We start from the raw sequence: 24,671 nt of genomic DNA, 5'->3' as shown, positions 1-24,671 counted from the left end.
CGAACGACTGCCGGAGCCCCCCATGACAACCATCACGCAAACCACCTGCTGCTACTGCGGCGTCGGTTGCGGCATGCTCGTCGAGAGCGACGGCGAGCGCATCGTCGGTGTGCAGGGCGATCCGGCGCATCCGGCGAACTACGGGCGGCTGTGCAGCAAGGGCATGACGCTGCCGCTCACCGCACAGTCGCTCGCCGGACGCGTGCTGATGCCCGAGATGCGCACTTCGCGCGAGGCTGAGCGCGCGCCTGCCACGTGGGACACTGCGCTGGCGACGGTGGCGTCGCGTTTTGCCGACGTCATCGACCGTCACGGCCCCGATGCCGTGGCGTTCTACGTTTCCGGACAGTTGCTCACCGAGGACTACTACGTCTTCAACAAGCTCGCGAAAGGGCTGGTGCGCACCAACAACATCGATACGAATTCGCGGCTGTGCATGTCCAGCGCCGTGAGCGCGTACAAGATGGCGCTCGGCGCAGACGGTCCGCCCACGTGCTACGACGATCTCGAAGCCGCCCGCACGGTGATCTTCGCAGGCAGCAACATGGCGTATGCGCATCCGGTGTTGTTCCGACGTCTGGAAGCTGCGAAGGCCGCCGATCCGTCGATTCGCTGGATCGTCGTCGACCCGCGTCGCACCGACACGGCGGCGTTGGCCGACCTGCACCTGCCGATCGTGCCGGGAACCGACGTCGCGCTCTTTCACGGCATGCTGCATCACCTCATCTGGGAGGGGCGCATCGACCGCCGTTACATCGATGCGCATACCGACGGGTTCGACGCGCTCAAGCAAACGCTGCGAGCCTATCCGCCGCAACTTGTCGCGGATATCTGCGGTATCGAGGAGTCGGCGCTGCGTCAGGCGGCTGACTGGTTCGGCGAGAGTCCGGCGGCGCTGTCGCTCTATTGCATGGGGCTGAACCAGTCGAGTCACGGCACGGAAAAGAACCTCGCGCTCATCCATCTACATCTCGCGACGGGGCAGATCGGACGCCCGGGCGCCGGTCCCTTCTCGCTGACCGGGCAACCCAATGCGATGGGCGGCCGCGAAGTCGGGGGCCTCGCGACCATGCTCGCCGCACATCGCGACATCGGCAATGCGGCGCATCGGGCCGAGGTCGAGCAACTCTGGGGCGTGCAAGGCCTGTCGGACAAGCCGGGGCTGCCTGCTGTGGAGATGTTCGACGCGGTTCGCGACGGGCGTATCAAGGCGATCTGGATTGCGTGCACGAACCCCGTGCATTCGATGCCGGACAGTGCGCGTGTGCGCGAAGCGCTCGCGACGGCGGAGTTCGTCGTCGTGCAGGAAGCGTTTCATCAGACGGATACCGTGCCGTATGCCGACGTGCTGTTGCCCGCCGCCAGTTGGGGCGAGAAAGCGGGCACGGTCACGAACTCGGAGCGCCGCATTTCCCGCGTACGCGCTGCGGTGCCGGCGCCGGGCGACGCGCGTCCGGACTGGTGGATCGCAAGCGAAGTGGCGCGGCGACTTGCCGTGAAGCTCGGTGTGCCGTCCGAGCCGTTTGCGTTTTCGTCCATCGAGACGATCTTCGACGAGCATCGCGCGCTGACCGTCGGCCGCGATCTCGACATCGGCGGTATCGACTACGCCTTGCTGGCGGCGCGTGGGCCGCAACAGTGGCCGTTCCCGGCAGGGGCTGCGCACGGGGCGGCGCGTCGTTATGAAGATGGCGTGTTCGCCACGGCGGACGGTCGCGCGAAGTTTCACGCGTTCGAGTACCGGCCGGTGGCCGAGCCGATCAACGCGCGGCATCCGCTGCGTCTCATTACCGGCCGTCTGCGGGACCAGTGGCACGGCATGAGCCGCACGGGACGCGTGGGGCAGTTGTTCGAGCATGCGCCCGAGCCGGCGCTGACGATGCATCCGGCGGATGCTGCGCGTCGCAGTCTGCGGGCGGGCGACTTCGTGCGACTGTCGAGCCGTCGTGGCGAGCGCGTGCTGCTGCTGACGGTGAGCGACGACGTGGCGTCCGGTTCGGTCTTCGTGCCGATGCATTGGAGCGGTCAGTTTCTCGGCGGCGGAGGCGTGAACGACACCACGACCGGCGCCGTCGACAAGTATTCGAAACAGCCGGAACTGAAGCATGCGGCGGTGCGTGTCGACCCGCTCACGCTGCCGTGGCGCGTGGCGGCCGTGCGTCGCGGCGACGCGCTGCAACTGCACGCGGCGGTGCAGCCGTTGCTGGCGCAGCGGCGCTTCGCAACGGTGCGTCTGGAGGGCGACGACCGTATCGTCGTGTCGGCTGCCGACGACCGTCCCGACGCCGAATGGCTGGAGCGTTTGCATACGGCGCTCGGCTTGCCGCGCGACGAATCGCTGCTGGAGTATCGCGACGCACGCCGGGCGATGACCAAGCGCGTGGCCTGGCGCGGGACGCTGATCGACGGCGTGCTGGTGGCGGGCAGCGAGGCGGACGTCGCCGGCTCGACGTCGCTGTTGGCGCGGGTGCGCGAGACCTCGCCGTGGACGCGCGCGCGACACGCCGTGTTCGTGGCTGACAGCGGCCCGACGGCGCCGCGCGACCGGACGGTCTGTCAGTGCAAGTCGGTCACGGCGTCGAGCATTGGCGCGGCCATCGAGGCAGGCGCGGATGTTGCGCAACTCAAGGCGAAACTCGGTTGCGGCACCGTCTGCGGGTCATGCGTGCCGGAGTTGCAGCGCATGTGTGCCGCATCAAGCGGGGCGACACCCAAGGTATCGGTCCCGTCCGTGGCGGCGAGCGCTGCATGACGGTACGCCAGCGGGACGTTGCCAACATCGAAGACATCGACACCAAGCAGGAATCACGACAGGAATCACGGGAGAACGATCATGAAGCACGGCAAAGTCACACTGCTCAGCGCGGGGCCCGGGGCACTCGATCTGCTGACGTTGCGCGCGGCACGCGTGCTGGGCGAAGCCGACGTGTTGCTCGTCGACGATCTGGCGAATCCCGAGATCGCCACGCTCGCCCCGCAGGCGCGCGTGATTGCCGTGGGCAAGCGGGGCGGTTGTCGCTCCACGCCGCAGGCGTTTATCGAGCGCATGATGTGTCGCTTCGCGAAGTGCGGCGCGCATGTGGTGCGGGTCAAGGGCGGCGACGCGCTGATGTTCGGCCGAGCGGGCGAGGAGATGGCGGCGCTGCGTCGCGCGGGGGTGCCGGTCGAGATCGTCAACGGGGTGTCTTCGGCGTTCGCGGCGGCGGCCGGTCTCGGCATGTCGCTCACGCATCGCGATCACTGCGCGGGCGTGACCTTCGTCACCGCGCATCGGCAGGACGGCAGTGCCCCCAACTGGGCGGCGCTCGCGGCATCGGGCACCACGCTGGCGATCTACATGGGGCTGCACCGGGTCGAGGAACTGAGCGCGACGCTGCTGGCGCATCTCGATGCCGCCACGCCGGCGGGCGCGGTGCAGTGGGCGGGCACGCCGCAAGAGCGTCGGATGGTGACGTCGCTCGGTCGACTGGCGGCGGACGTGCGCGCCGGGGGCTTCGCCAGCCCCACGATTCTGCTCGTGGGCGGCGCGGTCGCTGAAGCCGCTGCGATGCCCGGCGTGGCGGATGTGCCTGATGGAGCGGATGCGGCGGCGATGCTCACGCGAGAGGGTCGTCGCGACACGGCGCACGTCATCCCCCGTGCTGCGTGAAGCGTTGTATCGTCAGTGCCTATACTGAACGCGGAGCCGCTTGGGTGTCCGCGACCGAATGAGATGCCACCGTCAGGCCGCACAGTCGTGGCCTGACGAGGGTGTCGACGTGATCTTCTCACCGACTGGCCGACTGTGTCGGCCCTCACGAAACTTGCCGAAAACACTGGACGCCGGGGACATCGATCCACCGGCCGCCTCCTCCCGCAAGACTGCTGGTTCTGCGCCTCCCGCCAAAGGGCCGGCGGCGCAGGGCATGCTGCGCGTGTTGCTCGTCACCGATACGGACAAGCCGATCGGCGAGTTGCGCGCGGCGCTCGCCCGTCTGGGATGCGAGATGCTGGCCGAGGTCGCCAAGCCGCAGGCGTTGCCGCGTGTGGTGGAGAGCGAGCGGCCGGACGTGGTCATCATCGACACCGAATCGCCTTCGCGGGACACGCTGGAGCAACTGGCGGTGATGAATGCGGCGGCGCCACGGCCGGTGCTGATGTTCTCCGCCGACGACAACCAGTCGCTCATTCGCGCGGCGGTCGACGCCGGGGTGACGGCGTACTCCGTGGAAGGGCTGGCGGCCGACCGGCTCGCGCCGATTCTCGAAGTCGCGCTCGCGCGCTTCGCGCATGAGGAGAAGCTGCGGGCACGGCTGGCGAAAGCCGAGAGCGAGTTGGCCGACCGCAAGCTGATCGACCGCGCCAAGCGTCTGCTCATGGACCGGCGCAGGATTTCCGAGCAGGAGGCGTATGCCATCCTGCGCAAACGGGCGATGGATCAGGGCGAGAAGCTCGTCGAAGTGGCGCGCCAGCTCGTCTCGATAGCCGAATTACTGGGATAGACACTGCTCATGTCGACATCATCGAAGTTGGCTTCCGACGTGCTGCCGTCCGACGAGATATCGGGCGGGGTACCGGAGAAGCGTCATTTGCGCGTGGGGTTCGTCGCGCTGTCGGACGCGGCGCCGCTGGTCGTGGCAAAGCGTCTGGAACTGGGCCACGAGCATGGGCTGACGCTGGAGTTGAGCCGTGAGGCGTCGTGGGCAGCCATCCGCGACAAGCTCATCACCGGTGAGCTGGATGCGGCGCATTCGCTCTACGGGCTGGTGTATGGCGTGCAACTGGGCATTGGCGGCCCGCGCGAGGACATGGCCGTGCTCATGGTGCTCAACCGCAACGGCCAGGCGGTGACGGTGACGCCGTCGCTGGCCGATGCGATCGCCGAGACCGGGGATCTGCGCCGGGCGCTGGCGTCGCTCGGGCGCAAGCCGGTCTTCGCGCAGACGTTCCCGACGGGCACCCACGCGATGTTCATGAACTACTGGTTCGCGGCGCAGGGTATCGACCCGCTCACGGACATCACCAGTATCGTGATTCCGCCGGCGCACATGGTGGCGGCGATGGAGGAGGGCGGGCTGGACGGCTTCTGTTGCGGCGAGCCATGGCACGCCGTGGCGCAGGCACGCGGGTTGGGACGCACGGTCACGGTGTCGAGCGACATCTGGCCGAATCATCCGGAAAAGGTGCTCGCCTGCCGGCGGGACTTCGTCACTCGCTATCCGAACACGGCGCAGGCGCTGGTGCGAACGCTGCTGAGCGCCTGCCGGTGGCTGGACATGCCGGGGCACCGGGCGGAGGCGGCGGGGTGGCTGGCGGAGCCGGCGTGGGTGGGCGCGCCGCGCGACCTGATCGCCGCGCGTTTGCTGGGCGATTTCGGACGCCTGTCCGGTCGGCACGCGTTGCTGCCGGTGAGTTTCTTCGACGAGGGCGCGGTGAATTATCCGCATCCGTCGGACGGGATGTGGTTCGTCTCGCAGTATCGTCGCTGGGGGATGGTCGGCGAGGCGGCGGTTGCCGGGGCGGCGCGCACGGCGGCGGCGGTCAATCAGACGGCGTTGTTCGAGGCTGCCGCGCGGGCGGACGGGGTGCCAGTGGTGGCGCAGTTTGCGGCGCAGACGCTATGTGACGGCCGGGTGTGGGATGCCACCGTGGCTGCGGATCTGGCGGCCTACGTCGATGGGTTCGCGATTCGGGCGAAGTCGGCGGATTAGCGCTAATCGGTCGGCGACGCGCAGACGGCAGAGCGCTGACGGCGCCCGGCGAGCGCCGGACCGCCGTGGGGGGAGCGTCGAATTACTGGGCGAAGGCGTCGCAATCGGCGCCGCCGCGAGCGAGGCAGGCGCGCAGCGCGCGTTCGCGATGACGGTGATGCATGTTCAGGTGGTAGACGAGGGCGAGCAGCACGACCTGCCGCGACACGTTCGCGAAGACCGGTTCGAGGCCGGCGGCGCGAGCGAGTTCGCGGCGCAGAACGGGGTGCAGGCAGGCGAGGGCGAGGATCGCGAAGGACCCGGGCACTGCGAGAAACGCGGCTAACGCTATCTTCTTTTTCATGGCCGTCGATGTGTGGTTGGGCGTCATGGCGACGCCTCTGGCGGAGACGGTTGGGGTTCTGAAATCGGAAACCGGCGCACCTGTGTGCGCCGGTTTCGTCATTTTGGCGGGCGTCTCCTCCCGTCTCACTGCATGTGTGACAGTGTAGGGATCTGTCGCAATCCGATAAACGCACGAAACTGAAAGCCTCTGTTGCGCAAAGTGGAGGGAATCGCCGGGGCGGGGACGTTAGCCAGCGTCGGGCGTAGACTTCCGGAGATCGACGCGAGCGGCGTCGTCCCCCCTTTTCAGCGTTTCGAGGAGTCTGCCGATGTCTGTGCTTCAGGGAAGTTGTCTGTGCGGGACCGTCAAGTTCGAGATTCGCGGGCCGATGGTCAAGTTCAGCCATTGCCATTGCAGTCAATGCCGGAAGGGACACGGCGCGGCCTTTGCGAGCTATGGCCGCACGAGGCGCACGGACCTTCACATTCTGGCGGGCCGGGAGAGCATCAAGGCGTATGCGTCGTCAGAGCGGGCGCGGCGCGAATTCTGTGCGCACTGCGGTGCGTCGCTGTTCTGGTCGGGCAATAGCGACGAGCTGGCCGAATGGATTGCCGTGGCGCTCGGGACCATCGATACCCCTTTTACCGCGCCGGGGCAAAAGCATCTTCATGTGGCGTCGAAAGCGTCCTGGTACGCGATCGATGATCATTTGCCGCAGTTTGATTGAGGCGGGACAGCCGGCGACGTACCCCCGGCCATCCGCCTGGGGCGGGGCTTACACCTTCTTGACGAACTCCGTCTTCAGGCTCATCGCGCCGAAGCCGTCGATCTTGCAGTCGATGTCGTGATCGCTGTCCACGAGGCGGATGTTCTTCACCTTGGTGCCCATCTTGATCGTGCCGCCGGAGCCTTTGAGCTTCAGGTCCTTGATGACGGTCACGGTATCGCCGTTTTGCAGAATTGCGCCGGTGGCGTCGCGATAGACACGCTCGGTCGGCTCAGCCGCGGCGTCCGCCTGCGTTGACCATTCATTGCCGCATTCCGGGCAAATGCACACTCCCGCATCTTCGTAGGTGAATTCGGAGTTGCATTTCGGGCAAGGGGGCAATGCGCTCATGGGATTTCCTGGAGTGAAGGCGTTAAGAGCGCGAGAGTATAGCGTCCGTTAAGTCGGAACCGTTTGCCCTGGCTCAAATGCGGAGGTCGGCGCAGCCTTCGCCGTCGAAATCCCTAATGGATCGGGGGCATCACACGGGCGATACTGGTTTGGTCGATAATGGGCGCCACGCCCGTTCCCCCAACCCTTGCGCTGTCCCTGTCATGGCTGCGGAGATCCAGATCCTCATTCGTACGGAGTGCCCGCCCGGTGCCTGCACCTGTGAGCGCGAGGTCCTGTTGCAGGACCCGAATGGCGACCGGCGCATTCTGATGCTCACGCAGGCCGAGGAGAAGCGACTGGTGGCCCGCATCGAGGCGGCGACGAGCTATGCCGATCTCAGGCACCTTGCGAAACGGATCTACGAGCAACTGGGCATCCAGTTGCAGATCGGTCCCGGCTCGAACGAAGTCCGCACGGTGAGCGGCTTCGATATCCATCTGGAAGAACGCCCGGGCCTGTGTCGCAAAACCCGGGCGTCCATTCCTGCGGCCGTGCGCCGATGTCTCAAGGAGCGTCCGGAAATCGCCTACGAAATCCTGAACGCCCACGATCTGTTCGGCAACTGAACATCACGACCATCCGCATCGATCTTACGGACGCGGCGGAAACTCCCCGTATTGCACCGCGATGCAGAAATTCATCGGCAGGAACGGCTGCATGTTGTTATGCGAGCCACCGGTGCCGACGACGCTAATCGCCTGCGGTGAGAGCGAGACGGGCGACTGCAACGCCGTGGCTTCGAGATAGGTATTGTTGCCCCCCGCGAAGAATCGCATCGGCAGACGGTCGCCCGGCGTCAGCGACGACGGTCGCCCACCGTTCACATAGGCCGTATGCGTGTGCATCGGGACCTGTGTGTCGTCCAGCGTCACGGTCTCGCTACCCTGACGCTTGTACATATCGGTCGGCGCCGTCATGCCTTGTGCGATCTGGCCGCGCAGATCGGGGACCGCGAACGTGAGTTTGCCGTCACCGCCATACAGATTGCCGATCACCGCGAACAGTGTCGGAAACGTGCGGATCTGGAGTAACGAACCGTCGCAGAATGCCCAGCCGTTCGGTGCAAAGTTGCAGGCGAAGATGCGCACTTCGCCAATATAGTATTCATCCATGGTTTGCTCGGGTCAGCCTTGCGACGGATAAACGCCTTCGACCGCAATGATGTAATTCATCGTCACGGTTGGCATGATGTTGGCGTGCGCAGCAGGGGCCGCGCTGCCGGAGGGCGCGATGGCCTGGGGAGATAACGCCGCTTTGCCCGTGGGGTTACGGGCGCCGTTGTCGTAAAAGTTCTCCTGAGTCACCGCGAGCAGGAGATCGCTGGCGGGCGTCGCCGATGTCGCATCGCTCGACGTCGCATTGATCACGTGCGTGTGTCCCGGCATTTCCTCCGGCTTGAGCGTGACGCTCGCGCTGCCGATCTTTTGACCGATCGTGCGCGGGGTCAATCCAGGCGCCTGGCCCATGCCGATCGGCACCTGAGCACGCAGGTCCGGCAGCGCAAAGTCCGTTTGCCCATTGCCGCCGTAGGTCATGCCGATCAGGGAGTAGAGCACTTCGAAGTCGGAAATGTTGACCTTCTGTCCATTGCAAAGCATCCAGCCGACGGGCGCGTAGGTGCCGGCGAACAGGCGAATTTCGCCAATGTACGGTGTCATGTCGAACTCCTAGCTGCGCGAAGGGTAGATGCCGTTGACGCAGATCATGTAGTTCATGACCAGCGACGGCTGCATGTTGTTGTGGCCCAGAGCGTCGCTTGTCGTGCCGCAGGCTTCCGGGGATTCGGCCGACAGCGTGCTCGACGTGACCGGACCGTAGAGCAACGGACCGTCGGTCGTTTGGCCGTCCTTCACATTCACGCTCTTGGCGAGCACCCGGTTCTTGTCCGGTCCCGCCACCGGTTGCGTGGCGCCGATCGCGGCAGTGTGGAATTCATGTGTGTGCGCCGGAATCTGTTGCGCAGTCAGAGTGACGGTCTCCGTACCGTTCGGAACCCCTTGTTCATATTTGCCGGGCTGCCGGTGCATCGCGACGCGCCCACGCAAGTCCGGTAGCCGGAACGTCGTTCGGCCGTCTCCTCCGTATTGCACGCCAAGCAACGAATACAGCGCCTGATTGACATTAACGTTCATGTAGCGCCCGTCGCACGGCAACCAATCGCGTGGAGACATGGCGAACGAGAACAATCGTATTTCCCCGAGATATGCTTCTTCCACTGGTCTTTCCTCGTTAAGTGGCGACGCCACGATCTTTGATTTCTTATTGGCGCGAATTGTGCCATCTCAAACCAAACTTTCAAATTTATTTTGAAGTCCTTTGGTTTTTCAAATTTTATAAAACGATCGTTTGAAGTAGGGTTGTCGGTGATTTGAACGCCGATATTTATAAGGATTAACCCTAATAAAGGTTGATTGCAGAGAGGATGGGAAGAACATTGCTTGACGGAGATTTCATGGTTCTTTTAACCTTCGCCAACAAAGCAAAGCTGGTTGGTTAGTACAAAAAAGCATTAATAAAAAATACCGAAAAATATGGTAGGCAAATGCTGCTGGCTATTTCGGTGGTTGAGGTGGTGAAAATAACAATGGAGTTCCGGCCGATCGTTCGGTTGGGGTTCGGGGGCCATAGACATGAAGCGCGAGTGCTTACGGGGTAGTTCCGCAACGATGCGGCAGTTGGGTAGCCAGACATTCATCGACCCGCCACGGTCACTGCCACGCCAGATGCGCGTGGAAACTTCCTGAGTTTTCCTTTTCGTTCGTTTCGTCGATGTCGCTGATGCGCCGCGATTGCGCGCGTGCGGCTCCCGTTGTCGACGCAGGTGCGGTCGCGCGCGTGACGTGCGACACGGTCGGTGGTCTGTTCTCGCTTTTGCCCGTTCTCGTCATGTTCCCAGGTATGAATGCCCCCAGCGCGGCCTCGCGCATCTCTTATATGCGCTCAGGTCTGTGTGCCGTCTGGTTCCATTGGTTGCGCGCGCTCGTCGCGCTGGTGCTGTTTGGCTTTGCGTCGTCAGCCATGGCTGCGGTGTGCTACACGTGGAATGCGGGGCCGGCCGGTGCAAGTTCTTACACGCTGTCGACACAAACCACGGCAGGGTTCCAGAACTGCGACCCTTTTTACGGGAACTTCGATGACGGCGGCATTTATTCGGACGCGAGTCAGGGGACGTCCGATATTCCTTCGTCAACCGGGGACGGTTCCAAGCTAAAGATCGATACCAACGCTGTCCCCGAGGACGTCGTGGTTTTCACGCCGAGCCCGACGACGACGCAGACGCAATGGACTTTCACGCTGTATGGCAGCAATGGAAGTTCCAGAGAGCTTGTCATCAACCGTGAGCGCGGTATTCCGGCAATCTCGGGCATTTCGCCTTCCGTTCGACCTTCTGCCACAGGTGGTTCGGTCACCCTCACCGGTACCAACTTCGTCAACAACGCAACGGTGACGTTCGGCGGAACGGCTGCTACCGGGGTGACGGTCGTCAGCCCCACGCAGATCAATGTGACGGCGCCGGCGCACGCCGCCGGCGCCGTTGATGTCGTCTTGACCACCTCCGGCGGTTCGTCAACGGCGACCGGCGCGTTTACCTATCTCCCGACACCCGTCGTGACGTCCGTGTCGCCAACGCAAGGATCGACGGGCGGTGGCAATAGCGTGACGATCAACGGCACCGATCTCGGCGGGGCGACTGGCGTGACCATCGGCGGCAATGCGGCGGCGATCACCGGGAACACCGGGTCGCAGATCACGGTGACCGCGCCGGCGGGAACTGCGGGAATGGTCGACGTTCTGGTGACGACGGGCGGCGGCACGAGCGCCGTCAGCGCGTCGGCTAAGTACACCTATATCAATTCGCCTACCGTGGCATCGGTGACGCAGAACGAGGGGCCGCTTGGCGGCGGCAACACGGTCACCATCACGGGCACTAACTTCGTGGTCGGTTCGACCACCGTCAGCTTCGGCAGTACCCCGGCGACGGGCGTCGTCGTGAACAGCACCACTTCGCTCACGGCCACCGTTCCGGCAGGCGCGGCGGGCACCGTCGACGTTTCCGTCACGACCGCTGCGGGGACCAGCGCGACCGTGCCGGGCGACCGCTATACCTATCTCGCGACGCCGACGCTGTCGGCCGTCTCTCCGAGCGCCGGGCCCACTGGCGGTTCGACGTCGGTGGCATTGACGGGCTCGGGATTCACCTCGGGCATGACCGTGACGTTCGGCGGCACGTCGGCATCCGGCCTCGTCGTGAACAGTGCGACGTCGGCGAGTGTCAACGCGCCGGCGCACGCTGCGGGCAGTGTCGATGTCGTGGTGAGCACGGGGGGCGGCAGTGTTACGCTCCCTTCCAGCTACAAATACGTGGCCGCGCCGACGGTGACCGGCATCCTCCCGCCCACGGGCTCTGCGTCGGGCGGCACGGCCGTGACGATCAACGGCACCAACCTGAGCGATGTCACGGACGTCAAGTTCGGCGCGACGAGCGTTGCGTTCACGGTCACCGGCCCCGGCTCGATTACCACGACGTCACCCGGCGGGACCGGGACCGTGGATGTCACGGTGACGTCGCCGGGCGGCACCAGCGCCACGAGCGCGGCCGATCAGTTCACGTATATCCCGGGGCCGACGGTCTCGTCGATCTCACCCACGACCGGTCCTGCAGCGGGCGGCACCAGCGTGACGATCACCGGTGCGAACTTCACCGCCGGCTCGACGGTGGCGTTCGGTTCCGCAGCGGCAACGAGTGTCACCTTCGTGAACTCGACCACGCTCAACGCCACGGCCCCCGCTGGGACCGGCACGGCCGATGTCCGTGTGACGACCGCCAACGGCACCTCGCCAATCGTGGCGGGCGACGTATTCACCTACATCGCGGCACCCACCATTACCTCCATCTCGCCGACAAGTGGTCCGGGGGCTGGCGGCACGACCGTGACGATTAACGGTACAGGCTTCACGGGCGCGACGGCGGTGACTTTCGGGGGAACAGCAGCCACGACGTTCAATGTGACCAGCAGCACTTCGATGACCGCGCAAGCGCCCGCAGGGACGGGCACGGTCGACATTCGTGTGACGACGCCGGGCGGCACGACCGCAACGAGCGCTGCCGACCAGTTCACCTACGTCGGTGCGCCGAGCGTGACGTCGATTTCGCCGACCGCCGGCCCGACGGCCGGGGGCACGACCGTGACCATCAACGGCACGAACCTGTCCAACGTGTCGGGCGTGAAGTTCGGCGCAACCAACGCGATTTCGTTCAGCCCCGGTACGGGGACGCAACTCACCGCTATCTCGCCGGCTGGCGCGGCCGGTGTGCTGGATGTGACGGTCACCACGCCGGGCGGAACGAGCACTACGGGCGCTGGCGATCGGTTCACGTATGTCGCTGCGCCGACGGCCGCGCCTGTCTCGGTGTCGGTGCCGTTCAACAGCGCTGCCGTACCCGTCAACGTCGACCTGTCGAGCGGCGCGAGCGCCGTGACGCTGGTGAGCGTCGGCACAGGTCCGTCGCACGGACAGGCAACCGTCAGCAGCAACACCTCGCTGACCTACCGGCCCACGGCGGGGTACTCGGGCACCGACTCGTTTACGTACACGCTGACGAACGTCGGCGGCACGTCCACCGCCGGTACGGTGTCTGTCACCGTCGGAACGCCGACCATCACATACTCGCCGCCGTCCACGTTGCAGGCGAGCGTGGGCGCGTCGTATTCGTCGACGGCACTCGCTGTCGCCAGCGGCGGCTCGACACCGTATAGCTATTCCATCACCACCGGACACCTGCCGCAGGGCCTGACACTCGATTCGAGCGGCACCCTGCATGGCACGCCGACTTCCGTCGATGTACAGGACATCACGGTGACGGCTACCGATAACACGACGCCCGGCGGTCCTTACTCGGCGACGAGCGGCACGATCCGGATCACCACGGTCGCGCCGACGATTGCGTTCAGCACCACGTCGCTGACGGCGGTGCCCAGCGGCACGGCATATAACCAGTTGGTCACGGCATCGGGCGGGACCGCTCCCTATACCTACTCGATCGTCGGAGGGAGTCTGCCGCCGGGTGTCACGCTGAACACCGCGACGGGGGCGATCACGGGCGATCTGAAGAATGTCGGCGGCTTCACGTTCACGCTGCAAGCGAAGGATGCGAATCAGTTCCCCGCGCAGGTCGTACTGACCCTTCAGGTCACGGCACCGGTGCTGGCGGTCACCACGACCGCGCTGACCGATGCCGCCGTCGGAACGACTTACACCCAGACGCTCACCGCCTCCGGCGGCGTTACGCCCTACACCTTCACGGCGACAGGATTGCCGGCTGGTCTGAGCGTGGCGGGCAGCGCGATCTCCGGCACGCCGACACAGACGGGGACGTTCACGGTGGTGGTCCGCATGACGGACAGCACGGCAGGGGTTGGCGCGCCGTACTTCGTCGACAAGTCGCTGTCGCTGACGGTGAATGCGTCGCCGATGACGCTCTCGCCGTCGACGCTGACCACGCCGATTGCCGGACAAGGCTATACGCAGACGCTATCGGCTTCGGGGGGCACGGCGCCGTATCGCTACACCGTCACGAGCGGGACGTTGCCGGCAGGGCTGACGCTCGATCCGGCCACGGGGATTCTTAGCGGCACGCCCACGTCGACCGGCGCCAGCAACTTCACCGTCACCGCAACGGATTCCAGCACCGGACCCGGCACGCCGCTCACGGTAGCGAAGGCGTTCGCGTTCAACATCACCGGTCAGGTCGCTTCGGCCCCGGCGGTGCAGACACAAACGCTGTCGAACGCACCGCTGCGCATTCGTGCGACGGCCAATGCCGTGGGCGCACCGTTCACGCGCATTGCCATCGCCACGCCGCCGCAAAGTGGCACGGCGGTCGTGGAGGGCGAGGACATCGTCTACACGCCGACGGCGAACACCAACGGTGACGTGACCTTTACGTATACGCTGACGAATGCCGTGGGCACGTCTGCGCCGATCAGCGTGACGGTGTCGGTGAAGGCCGTGCCGGTCACGGCGGCCTCGCTGGAAGCCTCGGTGGCGGCGAACGCGACGGCCGATCTGGACATCACGTCGGGCGCGACCGGTGGCCCATTCACCGGGGCCAACGTCGTGTCGATTTCGCCGACGAATGCAGGAACCGTCACGATCATTTCGACCCCGGCGGCGGCCGGCGTGGCGCGCGCTGCCGCGCCGACGGGTAACACCTACACCTTGCGCTTCGTGCCTGCTGCGGCGTTTGCCGGCATGGCGGTGATCACGTACACGATCTCGAACGCAAATGCGACATCCGCGCCGGGCACGGTGAAGGTCACCGTCGCGCCGCGTAAGGACCCGAGCACGGACCCGGACGTCACCGGCCTCATCGGTGCGCAGGTCGAAGCGGCACGGCGCTTCGCCACGACGCAGATCGGCAACTACAACCAGCGTCTCGAAGCGTTGCACGGCAAGGGACGCGCGCCGTCCAGCAATGGACTGAACGTGGTGCTGCCGTCTTCGGATCGCGGCAGCAGCCGGGATCTGTCGCGCTGTCAGGACATCGCAGGCATTACCGATCGCGACGCCTGTCTGCGCGGCGAAGTCAGCCCGACGGCACTGAGCAAGGCCAGGAGTCTCGACGTGCGCGACAAGAGCGTGGGGGCGAGCGGTGTGGCGACCGGCGAGTCGGGCGACGGTCCGAACCTGCCCGGCGTCGGCGCGGGAGACGATCAGCGCTTCGCCTACTGGACGGCCGGGACGGTGGACTTCGGTTTCGCCAACACGGCGGCCCAGCGCTCGGGCTTCAAGTTCACGACCGGCGGCGTGACGATGGGGGCGGACTATCGCTTCTCGGACCAGTTCTCGCTCGGCGCGGGCGTGGGCTACGGTCATGACGCCACGGATATCGGCAGTTCAGGCACGCGAAGCACGGGCGACAGCTACAGCGGCGCGATCTACGCGAGCTTCCGTCCGTTGCCGACGTTGTTCGTCGACGCCGTCGCGGGCTACGGCACGCTCAGTTTCGACTCGCGCCGCTGGGTCGTCGATGCGAACGACTTCGCCACCGGCAAGCGCAACGGGCAGCAGTTCTTCGGCTCGTTGTCGGCAGGTTACGAATACCGTACCGACGATTGGCTGTTCTCTCCGTACGGACGACTGACGGCGTCGCGTTCCACGCTCGATCAGTACAGCGAATCGGGCGCGGGATTGAATGCGCTCACGTACTTCAAGCAAAACGTCAACACGCTGTCGGGCACGCTCGGTGTGCGTGCGGGCTTCGCGAAAGCGACGCGCATCGGCACCTTCTCACCGTATGTTCGCGTGGAGTTGCAGCACGATTTCAACGGTCAGAGCCTTGCCGGGCTGGCCTATGCGGATATCGCGTCGAGCGGGCCGGTGTACTTCGTGCCGGGCAGTCCGTATGGCAGCGATCGCGTGCAAGTCGGGGCGGGGACGAAACTGCGTACCGGTGTGCTCGTCTTCGGGCTGGACTACAGCGTGACGACCGGCATGGGCGGCTTGCAGCAGGGCGTGCGGTTGACGTTCGCCGCGCCGTTCTGACGCGGTGATCGTCACTGGCTGAACTTCGGGCACTTGCGCGTCGACATGACAATGGCCCGCCGGTCGAAAGATCGGCGGGCCATTGGCTTATTGGGCGACGCAAATTGTCCGCTATCGTCCCTTCGCGTGGTCGCCGCGCAGCGTCATCACGGCGCTGTCGATGCTCGCCACGATCTTCCCGTCGTCGCGCTTGATGTCGCACTGGTAGTGCGAGACGGTGCGTCCCCGGTGGGTCGCCCAGGCATGGGCGAGGAGCCGTGAGTCCCAGACCGGGCGCAGAAACCTGGCCTTGAGATCGATCGTGGTGAACGTCTCGCCGTCGGTCATCAGGGTGGAATGGGCGGTGCCGATGGCGGCGTCCGCCAGTTCGCACAACATGCCGCCGTGCACGGTGCCCTGCTGATTGCCGTGCAGTTCCGCCCGGGCATGCAGTTCGATGACAGCAGACGCTTCACCGATCTCCACGATACGAAAGCCGAGGAATTGCGAGATCGCTGTCGGGTAACGCATGTGGATCGTCTCGTCGCCGCGCAGTGTGCCGTCGAGCTGACGTCGCAGGTAGTGCAGTACCGGGAGGGATTCGGCGGGGGCCCGAGGCTGGGAAGGCTGGGATGGCAGGGAAGACATGACGGTCTCGGTTGGGGTTGGCTCTACGCAGTGTCACCGTCTACAATCGGACAATCAAGAAATTGTCCTACGTACAGTGATGACTGACGCATCCTCCCCGTCTCCCGTTGCCCGGCTCGTCGAACGCTTGTCCGACGATATTCGCTGTGGCGTGCTGCCACCGGGCATGGCGTTGCCGACGCATCGCAAACTCGCTCTCCAGTACGGCATTGCCATCGCGTCGGCCACCAAGGTCTACGCGAAGCTGCGTGAGCTGGGGCTGGTCGTCGGCGAGGTCGGGCGAGGGACGTTCGTGCGCGATCGACCGATGCAGCGAGAGTGGGATGTCGACGACGAGGCGCGGCTGAGTTCGAGCGCGGTGGATCTGTCGTTCAATCATCCGTCGTGGCCGGAGCAGAGCGAGTTGTTGCGCGCGACGCTGCGCGAACTGGCGACGGCGGGGGATCTCAGCGCGCTCATGCGTCAACAGCCGCCGGGGGGGCGTCAGCACGAGCGGGAGATCGTCGCCGCGTATTTGCGCGACGTTCGTGGCATCAAGGCGGAAAGCGAGCGGGTTTTTCTCGTCGGCGGTGCGCAGCAGGGGCTTGACGTGGTGGTGCGGGCGGCGCTACGGCCCGGCGATGCGGTGGCCGTCGATGCGCTGACGTACCCGGGATTCAGGATGACGGCGTCGCTCGGGGGACTGGCGATGAAACCCGTGCCTTATCTCAGTGGGACGAATGGCAGTCATGGTGGTAACGGTGGTCTGGGCGGCCCGGATCTGGCGGCGCTGGACGCACTTTGCCGTCGGCATGCGATCCGCGCGATCTATACCATGCCTACGCTGCACAATCCGCTCGGCTGGGTGTTGAGCGAGGCGCAGCGCCGAGCACTGGTCGAGATTGCGAGGCGTCACGATTGCCTGATCGTCGAGGATGCCACGTATGCCTATCTGGTGGACGATGCGCCGCCGCCCATCGTGACGCTGGCACCGGAGCGTACGTTTCATGTGTCCAGCGTCTCGAAGAGCGTGGCGACGGGGATGCGATTCGGCTATGTCGTCGCGCCGAAAGCCCATGCAGCGGACGTCAAGCGAGTGATTCGCGCGACTTACTGGAGCCTGCCGAGCATCGTGACGGCGATCGCGACGCGGTGGCTGGCGAGCGGAGACGTCGAGCGTCAGGAGCAACGGCAGCGCGAGCGCGCGAGGCAGCGGCAGGCGATTGCGCGTGAGGTGCTGCGTGGCATGACCGTTGTTGCGCATCCGTCGTCGTTGTTCCTCTGGTTGCCGCTGCCGGAAGGCTTGCGCATGGATCAGGTGGCTTCGGCGCTTGCCGCGAGCGGCATCGCCGTGTCGAAGGCGCAGGCCTATGCCACGACACGGCATGCGCCACATGCGCTGCGTCTGGGACTCAGTTCGATGTCCGATGCGCAAGTCGGGCCGGTGCTGGCCGAGGTTCGTGCGGTCATCGACCGTCTGCCGTTATGAAGTTTCTGGTGTTTTTTCGATGCCCTCGGGGCATCGCGGAGCGTAATCAGGACGTAATCAGGACGTAATCAGGATGAAATCAACGAGATGAAGTCAATGCGTAGCGTGATCTGGGCGGTCGTGATCGGGGCGTTGCCGTTGGCGCTCGTATCACCGGTGTCGTACGCACAGCCGGAGGTTCAGGTCGGCTTCTCGCCGGAAGGGACGGCGCGGGCGCTGGTGCTGGAGACCCTCGGCAGCGCCAGGCAGAGCATTCAGATGCTGGCGTATTCGTTTCAGGCGCCCGACATCATGGAGGCGCTGGTGGCCGCGAAGCGTCGTGGCGTCGACGTGCGGGTGGTCGTCGACAAAAAACGCAATGAAGGGAAGACGAGCCGGGCGGCCATGGATTGGGTGACGCGTCAGGGTGTCGAGGTTCGCACCAACGACCGGTTTCACATCCATCACGACAAGACGATCATCGTGGACGGGGCGACGGTGGAGACGGGGTCGTTCAACTTCGCCAAATCGGCGGAGACGGAGAATTCGGAGAACGTCGTCGTGATTCGCGGTATGCCGGACGTGGCGCGGCAATACGTCGAACACTGGCAATCGCGATGGGATTCGGGGCAAGCGTACGTCGCAAAGTGATACGCGCAGCCACTTGAGATGTCCGACTTGCATAAGTTGCGATGTGCAACTATATTGGTTGCGTATCGCAACTTATGCGGTGTTTTCAACTTAAGTGAGGCGTCTCATGGACATCGTCGATCTTCCCGGTAAACCCCGCGACGCGGAGATTCTTGAGCTTCGCGACTTCTCCCGTCGGCTGGTTCGCGAGCTCGGCTTCATGCGCAACACGCTCGCCGATAGCGACCTCGCACCGTCGGCCGTTCACGCCATCATCGAAATCGGCGCCACGCCCGGGATCAGCGCCAAGGATCTCGGCAATATTCTGCGTCTCGACAAATCGAACACCAGTCGTCAGGTCGCGAAGCTGGAGGCCGGCGGGCTTGTGCGACGCGCGACCGCAAGCGACGACGCGCGCGCCTCAGAACTCTATCTGACCGACGCCGGGCAGAAGTTGCGCAGCAAGATCGATCGCTTTGCGACGGATCAGGTGTCGAGCGCGCTTCGACGCATCGTGCCCTCGGACCAGGCGGCGCTGGTCCGCTCGCTCGCGTTGTACGCCGACGCGCTCGCGCAGGACAACTCGGCCAAACGCGACGCGGACGCCGACATCGCCACGCAGATCACCGAGGGCTATCAGCCGGGGTGCATCGGTGACATCGCGAGTCTTCACGCGCGCTATTACGCGGCGCATTGGGGCTTCGGCGCGTTCTTCGAGAAGAAGGTGGCGACAGGGCTGGCCGAGTTTGCCGGCGCGTTGCCCTCGGACGGCAAGGCGCTGTGGCTCTACGTCGAGAACGGACGAACGCTGGCGTCGCTCGCCATCGACGGCAATCTCGAGACGGGGGTGGCTCACTTGCGCTGGTTCATCGTCGACGACGTGCTGCGCGGCACGGGCGTGGGGCGACGTCTGATGTCGAACGCCATGGCATTCGTCGATGCGCGTTTTCGCGAGACCTATCTGTGGACGTTCAAAGGCCTGGACGCGGCGCGCCATCTGTACGAGTCGAATGGTTTCCGTCTCACGGAGGAGTTCGAGGGGGATCAGTGGGGCAGCAAGGTCACCGAGCAGCGGTTCACGCGTACGAAAGGCTGACGAAAGGCTGAGGCGTCGGGGAGACGACGAAAGCAATGGCGGGAGTGAGACAGGGCGCGCGCATGACAACGCAGACGACACCGATGCCAGGGCCGTGACGCTTATTCTTCGCGGGTTCGACGAAGCAACGGCAGCATGTCTGCGAGCGTAAGCACCGTGGACCGGGAATCGAAGGCCGTGGCGAACAGGCGGTCGTGTGCAACGGTGTCCGGATCGAAACAGCAGTCTTTCACGGTGAAAAGACGGTAGTCGGCGTCGCTCGCGTAGGCAATCGTCGAGAGCATGACGCCAGTCGACGCGATGCCCGCCATGAGTCATGCGTTGTGCGAGGTCGTGACCGGGCTGATGCGTCGGGCAGGGCTGATGGCCTCGCCGTTCGTCTGTAAAATCAGGCGCTAAGTTGCGCGTCACGCCGACGCGAACCCCATTCACTCTTTTGGTGACTCGCGATGGCCCGAAACACCGCATCCAAACGTCCGGACTGGGTCATTCGTGCCCAGCCGACAGAGGGTGTCGAGCGCATCGAGGCCTGGTTTCATGGCAAAGCGTATGCCATGCATCGCCACGATACGTACGCGATCGGTCGTACGATTGCCGGGGTGCAGAGCTTCAGCTATCGACGTAGTCGGCGCGACAGCATGCCGGGTAACACGATCGTGTTGCATCCCGACGAAGCACATGACGGCCAGGCAGGCACCGACGAGGGCTTCCGCTATCGCATGATTTACGTGGATCCCGCACTTTTTCAGAACGTATTGGGTGGCAGCGGATTACCGTTTCTCGAAGGCGGGGTAACGACCGACCCCCGTATCGCGGCCGCAACGGAAGTCTTGCTCCAGCACGTCGACCATACCGTCGAGCCACTTGAGCAGAATGACGCGCTGGCCGAGCTGGCGCATGCGCTAGCCGCTGTCGCGGGTGCGCCGCGCGCGCGAGGGAAGGGGGATTATTCTGCGGCCTGTCGTGCGCGCGATTATCTGCGCGCGAACTTCACGCGCGTGGTCACGCTCCCGGAACTGGAGGTGGCCACAGGCCGGGACCGCTGGAGTCTTTGTCACGATTTTCGGGCGTTCTACGGGACGAGCCCGTATCGCTATCTCACTATGCGCCGACTCGATGCGGTGCGACGCATGATGCTCTGCGGCGTTTCGCTTGTGAGCGCGGCAGCAGACGCTGGCTTTGCCGATCAAAGCCACATGACGCGTCACTTTCTGAAGACCTTCGGCGTCACGCCGGGACGCTGGCTCCAGATCATGGCCAACGTGCGTCGCGGTTGAAACACTCCCCCAAGATCGTTCAATACAGCGCTCCGGCGACTACGTATTCTCGGAAGGACATCTACACCGAACGGAGAGAACGATGTCTGCATCACCGAATCCCGGCACTGCACCTACCGCACGCGGACAATGCGAGGCGATTGACCTGACTGGCAAGATCGCATTGATCGACGGCCACTGGCAGCCGCGTGTGGTCGCGGAAATGAACGATTACCAGTTCAAGGTCGTGAAGATAGAAGGCGAATTTGTCTGGCACCAACACAGTGACACGGATGAGACGTTCGTTGTGCTGGACGGCGAATTGAGGATCGACTTTCGCGGCGGCCCTTCGGGCGATGGCTCGATCGTGTTGCGTGCCGGACAGATGGCTGTCGTTCCGAAAGGGATCGAGCACAAGCCCTGCGCACAAGGCGAAGTGAAACTGCTGCTGGTCGAACCACGAGGGGTGCTCAATACCGGGGACGGCGCAACCAATGAGCGCACGGTGCAGAACGATCAGTGGATTTAAGGCCCCGCTGCCGAAACATGGGCGAGAGGATGTCTGAAGGGAATCTGTCGGTAGCGCGATTGACTTGCTGCCGAAGGAGAATGTGAGGCTGGAAATGAAAATGGCCGGCTTGGTAGCCGGCCAATCTTCACTTTTCACTCGTACGCCCGACTTGCTGAGCGACAGTGAATCAAATTTGGTTGCGGGGACAGGATTTGAACCTGTGACCTTCGGGTTATGAGCCCGACGAGCTGCCAGACTGCTCCACCCCGCGTCTGAGGAGATGAATAGTACGGGTATTCCACGCATTGGTCAAGCATTTATGACATTAAATTTAATGCGCTCCCGAAATTCATGCGTGACGTGTGCGTTTTTTAGGTGTCCTGCGCGTGGTCCGACGCGTTGCGTACACCGTCATTGTCCTGTCTATTCATATAGATAGAGATCTCCGACGTCACCAGCGAATCGTGACCCCAGCCTGAACCGAATGGGAGAGCGATGCCGGATTCAGGCCGCGCTTGTAGCCGACGTCGAGGTCCAGATCCTTCGTGGGGCTGTAGATGGTGCCGATCAGGGCATAGGCGGGTTTCGTCTGTGTCGTGCTGTCGGGGTTCGTGGCGAGTCCGATGTCGCCAACGAGTCGCAGGGTATCCGTCACGCTGAAGAGTACGGCCGTGGATACGTTCCACAGGCTCTGACGGTTCCCGATGCTGTTGTTATTCCATGTGTAGCCGGCGTTGGCGAGCAGCGTCCATCGGTCGACGTTGTATTGCATGAGCAGGTTCGCTCCCGTCGTGGCGCGCCCGTTGCCGAGCCCACGGTCCTGACTCGCGGTCGGGAGCGTGATGAACGGCTTGATACCGATGCTCCACTGCTCACCTTCGAGAAAACGCCATTTGGCTTGCAGTTGCAGATCCGTGAAGCCGCTCGTCCAGCCGTCGCCATCGGGACGTGAGCGTTGATACGGCGCCTGAATGGCGATGTCGAGCGTCGGCAGTACACCGTACGTCAACGTGTTGGTCCACTGCTGCTGGCGCGACGTCGGCTGCGTGAGCCATTCGCTATTGAGTTCGAGCTGCCAGTTGCCGGTGTCCTGCGTGCCGGTGTCGTCCGTCACGAGAGGATTCGTGGCATGGGCACTGAGTGGTGCGATCGCGGCGGCGAGGATCAGAAACTTCTTCATCGAAAACTCCTGCGGGGACCCTGGTTTTGTTGGCTTGAGTTCGCCTGGGGGCGGGCGCCGGTGATCGGACGGCAATCGGGCCGGATTTGATGGGTCGAGCGGATCGTAAATTCCGGATATGACACCGTCAATCGAATCGCAACGAAATTTGGCGGGAAGTGTCGTATTTACCGCTGTGGCGGGGAGGTCTGTTGCAACGGCATTGCGTGTCGACGCCCGATGTGGTGGCACAGGTGTGTTTTGTGCAAGCCTCGCTCGGTATGCGGTGATAGACTTCGGCCCCCTTTTTGCGCAGATGCGAAGCCATTTGCGCGTGTCGACAAGTCTTTCATGCAAGCCAGAAGTCATCTCATATTCGGTATCGGCGCCACGTGGCTGATGCATCGCACCGGTTGGGCCGCGAGTGTTCATGCATGGCCGTTGACGCTCGTCGGCGCGTTACTGCCCGATATCGATCATCCGAAAAGTCTGTTGGGGCGTCGTGTGGCGCCGTTGTCGCTGGCGATCTCCGGATTGTTTGGCCACCGCGGCATGACGCATTCGCTACTGATGCCGGCGCTCGCGATCGTCGCGTGTCTTTACGGATGGGGATATGTCCCGGCGTGGATGCTCGCGCTCTGTGCCGGCTACTTGTCGCATCTGCTGGCCGATTGGCTGACGCCCTCGGGCGTGCCGCTGTGCTGGCCGCTTCGGACACGCTTTCGCTCACCGCTCTATGTCACGACGGGGTCCGCCGCCGAGTGGTGCGTGGCGGCGGCGCTCGCGTTCGCCATGTGGCGATGGTGGTGAGTGGGTTCGAGGTGAGCGGCCTGTCAGCGCCAGGTCAGCGGAGGTTCGTCCATCAACGCCACTTGCTCGCGTAGCTCCAGAATGCGGTCCTGCCAGTAGCGCTGCGTGTTGAACCACGGGAACGCGGCAGGGAATGCGGGGTCGTCCCAACGGCGTGCGAGCCACGCGCTGTAGTGCAACAGGCGCAGCGTGCGTAGGGCTTCCGTCAGATGCAACTCGCGCGGGTTGAAGTCGGCGAAGTCTTCGTAGCCGGAGAGTACTTCGTCCAGCTGGACAGTCATCTCGGCGCGGGTGCCCGAGAGCAGCATCCATAGGTCTTGCATCGCGGGCGCCATGCAGGTGTCGTCGAAGTCGACGAAGTGCGGGCCGGCGTCGGTCCACAAGACGTTGCCGCCATGACAGTCGCCGTGCACGCGCAGGCGTTTGACGTCTCCCGCACGTTCGTAGGCGCGAGCGATGCCGTCGAGCGCCAGATCGACGATGCTGCGCCAGGCGTCACGCAGATCGGATGGGATGAATCCGTTCGTCCACAGATAGTCGACGGGCGCGCGGCCGTAGGTGTCGATATCCAGCGTGAGGCGATGGCGGAACGGTTGCGTCGCGCCATGTGCGTGGATGCGTCCGAGGAAGCGGCCGAGCCAGTTGAGGGTGTCGGGGTCCTGAAGCTCTGGGGCACGACCGCCGCGACGGGGGAATAGCGCGAAGCGGAAGCCCTCGAAGTGATGTAGGGTCCGGCCACCGATCTCCATGGGGGCGACGACAGGGATTTCGTTTTGCGCGAGCGACTGTGTGAAGGCGTGCTCTTCGAGGATGGCGTCGTCCGTCCAGCGTTGAGGACGGTAAAACTTGGCGATCAGCGGGGGACCGTCCTCCATCCCTATCTGATAGACGCGATTCTCGTAGCTATTGAGGGCGAGCAGACGCCCGTCGCTATAACTCCCGAGTTGCTCGACAGCGGTAATGACGGTGTCGGGGAGCAGGGCGGCGAACGGATGGGCGTGCCCGGAGGCGTCGTTGGGAAGGTCGGTGTTCATGGACGCTATTGTGCCCAAAGGCGATGGCGTCGGTGTGGCGTTCTTCTTTCTCCTATATAGGGACGAGGCAGTGAAGAGACGTGGCGTCGCGTGGTCGAATCGAAGGAAAATGCGTGGTCTTCAAAATAGTTTCACAAAGTGCTTGCGCGTCTTCAAGAAGGTCATTAATATCTCGTCTCTCGCAACGACAGCGACGCAGCGAAAGCAGCGACGAGGTTGAAGCGACGGGCCGCAAAGCCCGGTGGTTAGTGGTTTTGGAGCTTGTGAGTCGCTGCGGCGACGAACGAAAAGAGCGAAAAAAACTGTTGACGACGACGAGAAGCTGCGACATAATCTCACTTCTCTGCTGCTGATGCAGCGACGCAGAAAACGAAGCGACG

21 protein-coding genes, 1 tRNA gene and 1 pseudogene are annotated in these 24,671 nt (G+C 64.1%); 13 read left to right on the top strand and 10 right to left on the bottom strand.

All coding sequences use genetic code 11. The features are described 5' to 3' along the window. Positions 1–22 precede the first annotated feature (22 nt). The 4 genes from C5N93_RS09565 (at position 23) to C5N93_RS09550 (ending at position 5,690) form a co-directional block, all read left to right on the top strand. Positions 23–2,752, top strand: a complete 2,730-nt coding sequence (locus C5N93_RS09565) for a nitrate reductase (protein WP_242559082.1) — start codon at positions 23–25, stop codon at positions 2,750–2,752. 81 nt (positions 2,753–2,833) lie between these two features. Further along, entirely contained in the window at positions 2,834–3,649 is an 816-nt protein-coding gene (gene cobA / locus C5N93_RS09560; protein ID WP_242559081.1) for a uroporphyrinogen-III C-methyltransferase, read from the top strand. Positions 3,650–3,905: 256 nt separating this feature from the next. Beyond that, entirely contained in the window at positions 3,906–4,481 is a 576-nt protein-coding gene (locus C5N93_RS09555; protein ID WP_069341472.1) for an ANTAR domain-containing protein, read from the top strand. Positions 4,482–4,490: 9 nt separating this feature from the next. Next, positions 4,491–5,690, top strand: coding sequence for a CmpA/NrtA family ABC transporter substrate-binding protein (locus C5N93_RS09550; RefSeq protein ID WP_242559080.1), 1,200 nt, complete (start codon positions 4,491–4,493; stop codon positions 5,688–5,690). Positions 5,691–5,772: 82 nt separating this feature from the next. On the opposite strand, the gene C5N93_RS09545 is transcribed toward C5N93_RS09550, so the two are convergent. Next, positions 5,773–6,135 carry a hypothetical protein gene (locus tag C5N93_RS09545; RefSeq protein ID WP_242559079.1) on the bottom strand — a complete coding sequence of 121 codons (363 nt, stop codon included), beginning with the start codon at positions 6,133–6,135 and terminating at the stop codon, positions 5,773–5,775. 208 nt (positions 6,136–6,343) lie between these two features. Here C5N93_RS09545 and C5N93_RS09540 point away from each other — a divergent pair, with 208 nt between their 5' ends. After that, positions 6,344–6,742 (top strand): GFA family protein, encoded by a 399-nt coding sequence (locus C5N93_RS09540; protein ID WP_242559078.1) that lies wholly within the window; start codon positions 6,344–6,346, stop codon positions 6,740–6,742. 48 nt (positions 6,743–6,790) lie between these two features. On the opposite strand, the gene C5N93_RS09535 is transcribed toward C5N93_RS09540, so the two are convergent. Beyond that, positions 6,791–7,132, bottom strand: a complete 342-nt coding sequence (locus C5N93_RS09535) for a zinc ribbon domain-containing protein YjdM (RefSeq protein WP_069341465.1) — start codon at positions 7,130–7,132, stop codon at positions 6,791–6,793. Positions 7,133–7,335: 203 nt separating this feature from the next. Between C5N93_RS09535 and C5N93_RS09530 the strand changes: the two genes are divergently transcribed. Then, complete coding sequence (locus C5N93_RS09530; protein ID WP_242559077.1) at positions 7,336–7,740, top strand: hypothetical protein; 405 nt, start codon at positions 7,336–7,338, stop codon at positions 7,738–7,740. 24 nt (positions 7,741–7,764) lie between these two features. On the opposite strand, the gene C5N93_RS09525 is transcribed toward C5N93_RS09530, so the two are convergent. The 3 genes from C5N93_RS09525 to C5N93_RS09515 are packed head-to-tail and all read right to left on the bottom strand — an operon-like array spanning position 7,765 to position 9,390. Beyond that, positions 7,765–8,286, bottom strand: a complete 522-nt coding sequence (locus C5N93_RS09525; protein WP_242559076.1) for a tail fiber protein — start codon at positions 8,284–8,286, stop codon at positions 7,765–7,767. A gap of 12 nt (positions 8,287–8,298) precedes the next feature. Next, a complete protein-coding gene (locus C5N93_RS09520) occupies positions 8,299–8,832 on the bottom strand; it encodes a tail fiber protein (RefSeq protein WP_242559075.1) in 534 nt (177 codons plus the stop codon). Between the two features lie 9 nt (positions 8,833–8,841). Next, positions 8,842–9,390, bottom strand: a complete 549-nt coding sequence (locus C5N93_RS09515) for a tail fiber protein (protein WP_301232250.1) — start codon at positions 9,388–9,390, stop codon at positions 8,842–8,844. A 553-nt stretch (positions 9,391–9,943) separates the two neighbouring features. On the opposite strand from C5N93_RS09515, the gene C5N93_RS09510 reads away from it, so the two are divergent. Next, the gene (locus C5N93_RS09510; RefSeq protein WP_242559074.1) at positions 9,944–15,721 is read left to right on the top strand and encodes an IPT/TIG domain-containing protein; all 5,778 of its coding nucleotides are present in this window, start codon (positions 9,944–9,946) and stop codon (positions 15,719–15,721) included. Positions 15,722–15,832: 111 nt separating this feature from the next. On the opposite strand, the gene C5N93_RS09505 is transcribed toward C5N93_RS09510, so the two are convergent. Continuing rightward, entirely contained in the window at positions 15,833–16,348 is a 516-nt protein-coding gene (locus tag C5N93_RS09505; protein ID WP_242559073.1) for a PaaI family thioesterase, read from the bottom strand. 79 nt (positions 16,349–16,427) lie between these two features. Between C5N93_RS09505 and C5N93_RS09500 the strand changes: the two genes are divergently transcribed. The 3 genes from C5N93_RS09500 (at position 16,428) to C5N93_RS09490 (ending at position 19,521) form a co-directional block, all read left to right on the top strand. Further along, on the top strand, positions 16,428–17,816 hold the full coding sequence (locus C5N93_RS09500) for a PLP-dependent aminotransferase family protein (protein WP_242559072.1): 1,389 nt from the start codon (positions 16,428–16,430) through the stop codon (positions 17,814–17,816). A gap of 87 nt (positions 17,817–17,903) precedes the next feature. Then, entirely contained in the window at positions 17,904–18,446 is a 543-nt protein-coding gene (locus C5N93_RS09495) for a phospholipase D family protein (protein ID WP_242559071.1), read from the top strand. A gap of 106 nt (positions 18,447–18,552) precedes the next feature. Continuing rightward, a complete protein-coding gene (locus C5N93_RS09490; protein ID WP_069341457.1) occupies positions 18,553–19,521 on the top strand; it encodes a bifunctional helix-turn-helix transcriptional regulator/GNAT family N-acetyltransferase in 969 nt (322 codons plus the stop codon). A gap of 101 nt (positions 19,522–19,622) precedes the next feature. Here C5N93_RS09490 and C5N93_RS09485 read toward each other — a convergent pair. Then, positions 19,623–19,835: pseudogene (locus C5N93_RS09485) on the bottom strand (cysteine hydrolase); the annotation flags it as partial. A gap of 135 nt (positions 19,836–19,970) precedes the next feature. Here C5N93_RS09485 and C5N93_RS09480 point away from each other — a divergent pair. Together C5N93_RS09480 and C5N93_RS09475 are read left to right on the top strand one after the other, a co-directional pair. Further along, positions 19,971–20,798, top strand: coding sequence for an AraC family transcriptional regulator (locus C5N93_RS09480; RefSeq protein ID WP_242559070.1), 828 nt, complete (start codon positions 19,971–19,973; stop codon positions 20,796–20,798). Positions 20,799–20,880: 82 nt separating this feature from the next. Next, a complete protein-coding gene (locus C5N93_RS09475; protein WP_150719449.1) occupies positions 20,881–21,306 on the top strand; it encodes a cupin domain-containing protein in 426 nt (141 codons plus the stop codon). A 176-nt stretch (positions 21,307–21,482) separates the two neighbouring features. Here C5N93_RS09475 and C5N93_RS09470 read toward each other — a convergent pair. Next, positions 21,483–21,559, bottom strand: a tRNA-Met gene (locus C5N93_RS09470). Positions 21,560–21,739: 180 nt separating this feature from the next. After that, a complete protein-coding gene (locus C5N93_RS09465) occupies positions 21,740–22,468 on the bottom strand; it encodes a transporter (protein WP_242559069.1) in 729 nt (242 codons plus the stop codon). Between the two features lie 330 nt (positions 22,469–22,798). Here C5N93_RS09465 and C5N93_RS09460 point away from each other — a divergent pair, with 330 nt between their 5' ends. After that, positions 22,799–23,257 carry a metal-dependent hydrolase gene (locus tag C5N93_RS09460; RefSeq protein WP_242559068.1) on the top strand — a complete coding sequence of 153 codons (459 nt, stop codon included), beginning with the start codon at positions 22,799–22,801 and terminating at the stop codon, positions 23,255–23,257. A gap of 23 nt (positions 23,258–23,280) precedes the next feature. Here C5N93_RS09460 and C5N93_RS09455 read toward each other — a convergent pair whose 3' ends face one another. Further along, a complete protein-coding gene (locus tag C5N93_RS09455; protein ID WP_242559067.1) occupies positions 23,281–24,291 on the bottom strand; it encodes a serine/threonine protein kinase in 1,011 nt (336 codons plus the stop codon). Positions 24,292–24,671 lie beyond the last annotated feature (380 nt).

The organism is Pandoraea sp. LA3, assembly GCF_022696215.1.
In the GTDB taxonomy this organism is placed as follows: Bacteria; Pseudomonadota; Gammaproteobacteria; order Burkholderiales; family Burkholderiaceae; genus Pandoraea; species Pandoraea capi.
This window is presented reverse-complemented; position numbering and strand designations above follow the sequence as displayed.

Excerpts from the sequence above, each read along its gene's own strand:
- C5N93_RS09475 (WP_150719449.1), top strand. The coding sequence starts at position 20,881 with ATGTCTGCATCACCGAATCCCGGCACTGCACCTACCGCACGCGGACAA.
- C5N93_RS09520 (WP_242559075.1), bottom strand. The coding sequence starts at position 8,832 with ATGACACCGTACATTGGCGAAATTCGCCTGTTCGCCGGCACCTACGCG.
- C5N93_RS09500 (WP_242559072.1), top strand. The coding sequence starts at position 16,428 with ATGACTGACGCATCCTCCCCGTCTCCCGTTGCCCGGCTCGTCGAACGC.
- C5N93_RS09480 (WP_242559070.1), top strand. The coding sequence starts at position 19,971 with ATGGCCCGAAACACCGCATCCAAACGTCCGGACTGGGTCATTCGTGCC.
- C5N93_RS09510 (WP_242559074.1), top strand. The coding sequence starts at position 9,944 with ATGTCGCTGATGCGCCGCGATTGCGCGCGTGCGGCTCCCGTTGTCGAC.
- C5N93_RS09495 (WP_242559071.1), top strand. The coding sequence starts at position 17,904 with ATGAAGTCAATGCGTAGCGTGATCTGGGCGGTCGTGATCGGGGCGTTG.
- C5N93_RS09565 (WP_242559082.1), top strand. The coding sequence starts at position 23 with ATGACAACCATCACGCAAACCACCTGCTGCTACTGCGGCGTCGGTTGC.
- C5N93_RS09465 (WP_242559069.1), bottom strand. The coding sequence starts at position 22,468 with ATGAAGAAGTTTCTGATCCTCGCCGCCGCGATCGCACCACTCAGTGCC.
- C5N93_RS09555 (WP_069341472.1), top strand. The coding sequence starts at position 3,906 with ATGCTGCGCGTGTTGCTCGTCACCGATACGGACAAGCCGATCGGCGAG.
- C5N93_RS09460 (WP_242559068.1), top strand. The coding sequence starts at position 22,799 with ATGCAAGCCAGAAGTCATCTCATATTCGGTATCGGCGCCACGTGGCTG.
- C5N93_RS09530 (WP_242559077.1), top strand. The coding sequence starts at position 7,336 with ATGGCTGCGGAGATCCAGATCCTCATTCGTACGGAGTGCCCGCCCGGT.
- C5N93_RS09455 (WP_242559067.1), bottom strand. The coding sequence starts at position 24,291 with ATGAACACCGACCTTCCCAACGACGCCTCCGGGCACGCCCATCCGTTC.
- C5N93_RS09550 (WP_242559080.1), top strand. The coding sequence starts at position 4,491 with ATGTCGACATCATCGAAGTTGGCTTCCGACGTGCTGCCGTCCGACGAG.
- C5N93_RS09525 (WP_242559076.1), bottom strand. The coding sequence starts at position 8,286 with ATGGATGAATACTATATTGGCGAAGTGCGCATCTTCGCCTGCAACTTT.
- cobA (WP_242559081.1), top strand. The coding sequence starts at position 2,834 with ATGAAGCACGGCAAAGTCACACTGCTCAGCGCGGGGCCCGGGGCACTC.
- C5N93_RS09505 (WP_242559073.1), bottom strand. The coding sequence starts at position 16,348 with ATGTCTTCCCTGCCATCCCAGCCTTCCCAGCCTCGGGCCCCCGCCGAA.
- C5N93_RS09490 (WP_069341457.1), top strand. The coding sequence starts at position 18,553 with ATGGACATCGTCGATCTTCCCGGTAAACCCCGCGACGCGGAGATTCTT.
- C5N93_RS09535 (WP_069341465.1), bottom strand. The coding sequence starts at position 7,132 with ATGAGCGCATTGCCCCCTTGCCCGAAATGCAACTCCGAATTCACCTAC.
- C5N93_RS09545 (WP_242559079.1), bottom strand. The coding sequence starts at position 6,135 with ATGACGAAACCGGCGCACACAGGTGCGCCGGTTTCCGATTTCAGAACC.
- C5N93_RS09540 (WP_242559078.1), top strand. The coding sequence starts at position 6,344 with ATGTCTGTGCTTCAGGGAAGTTGTCTGTGCGGGACCGTCAAGTTCGAG.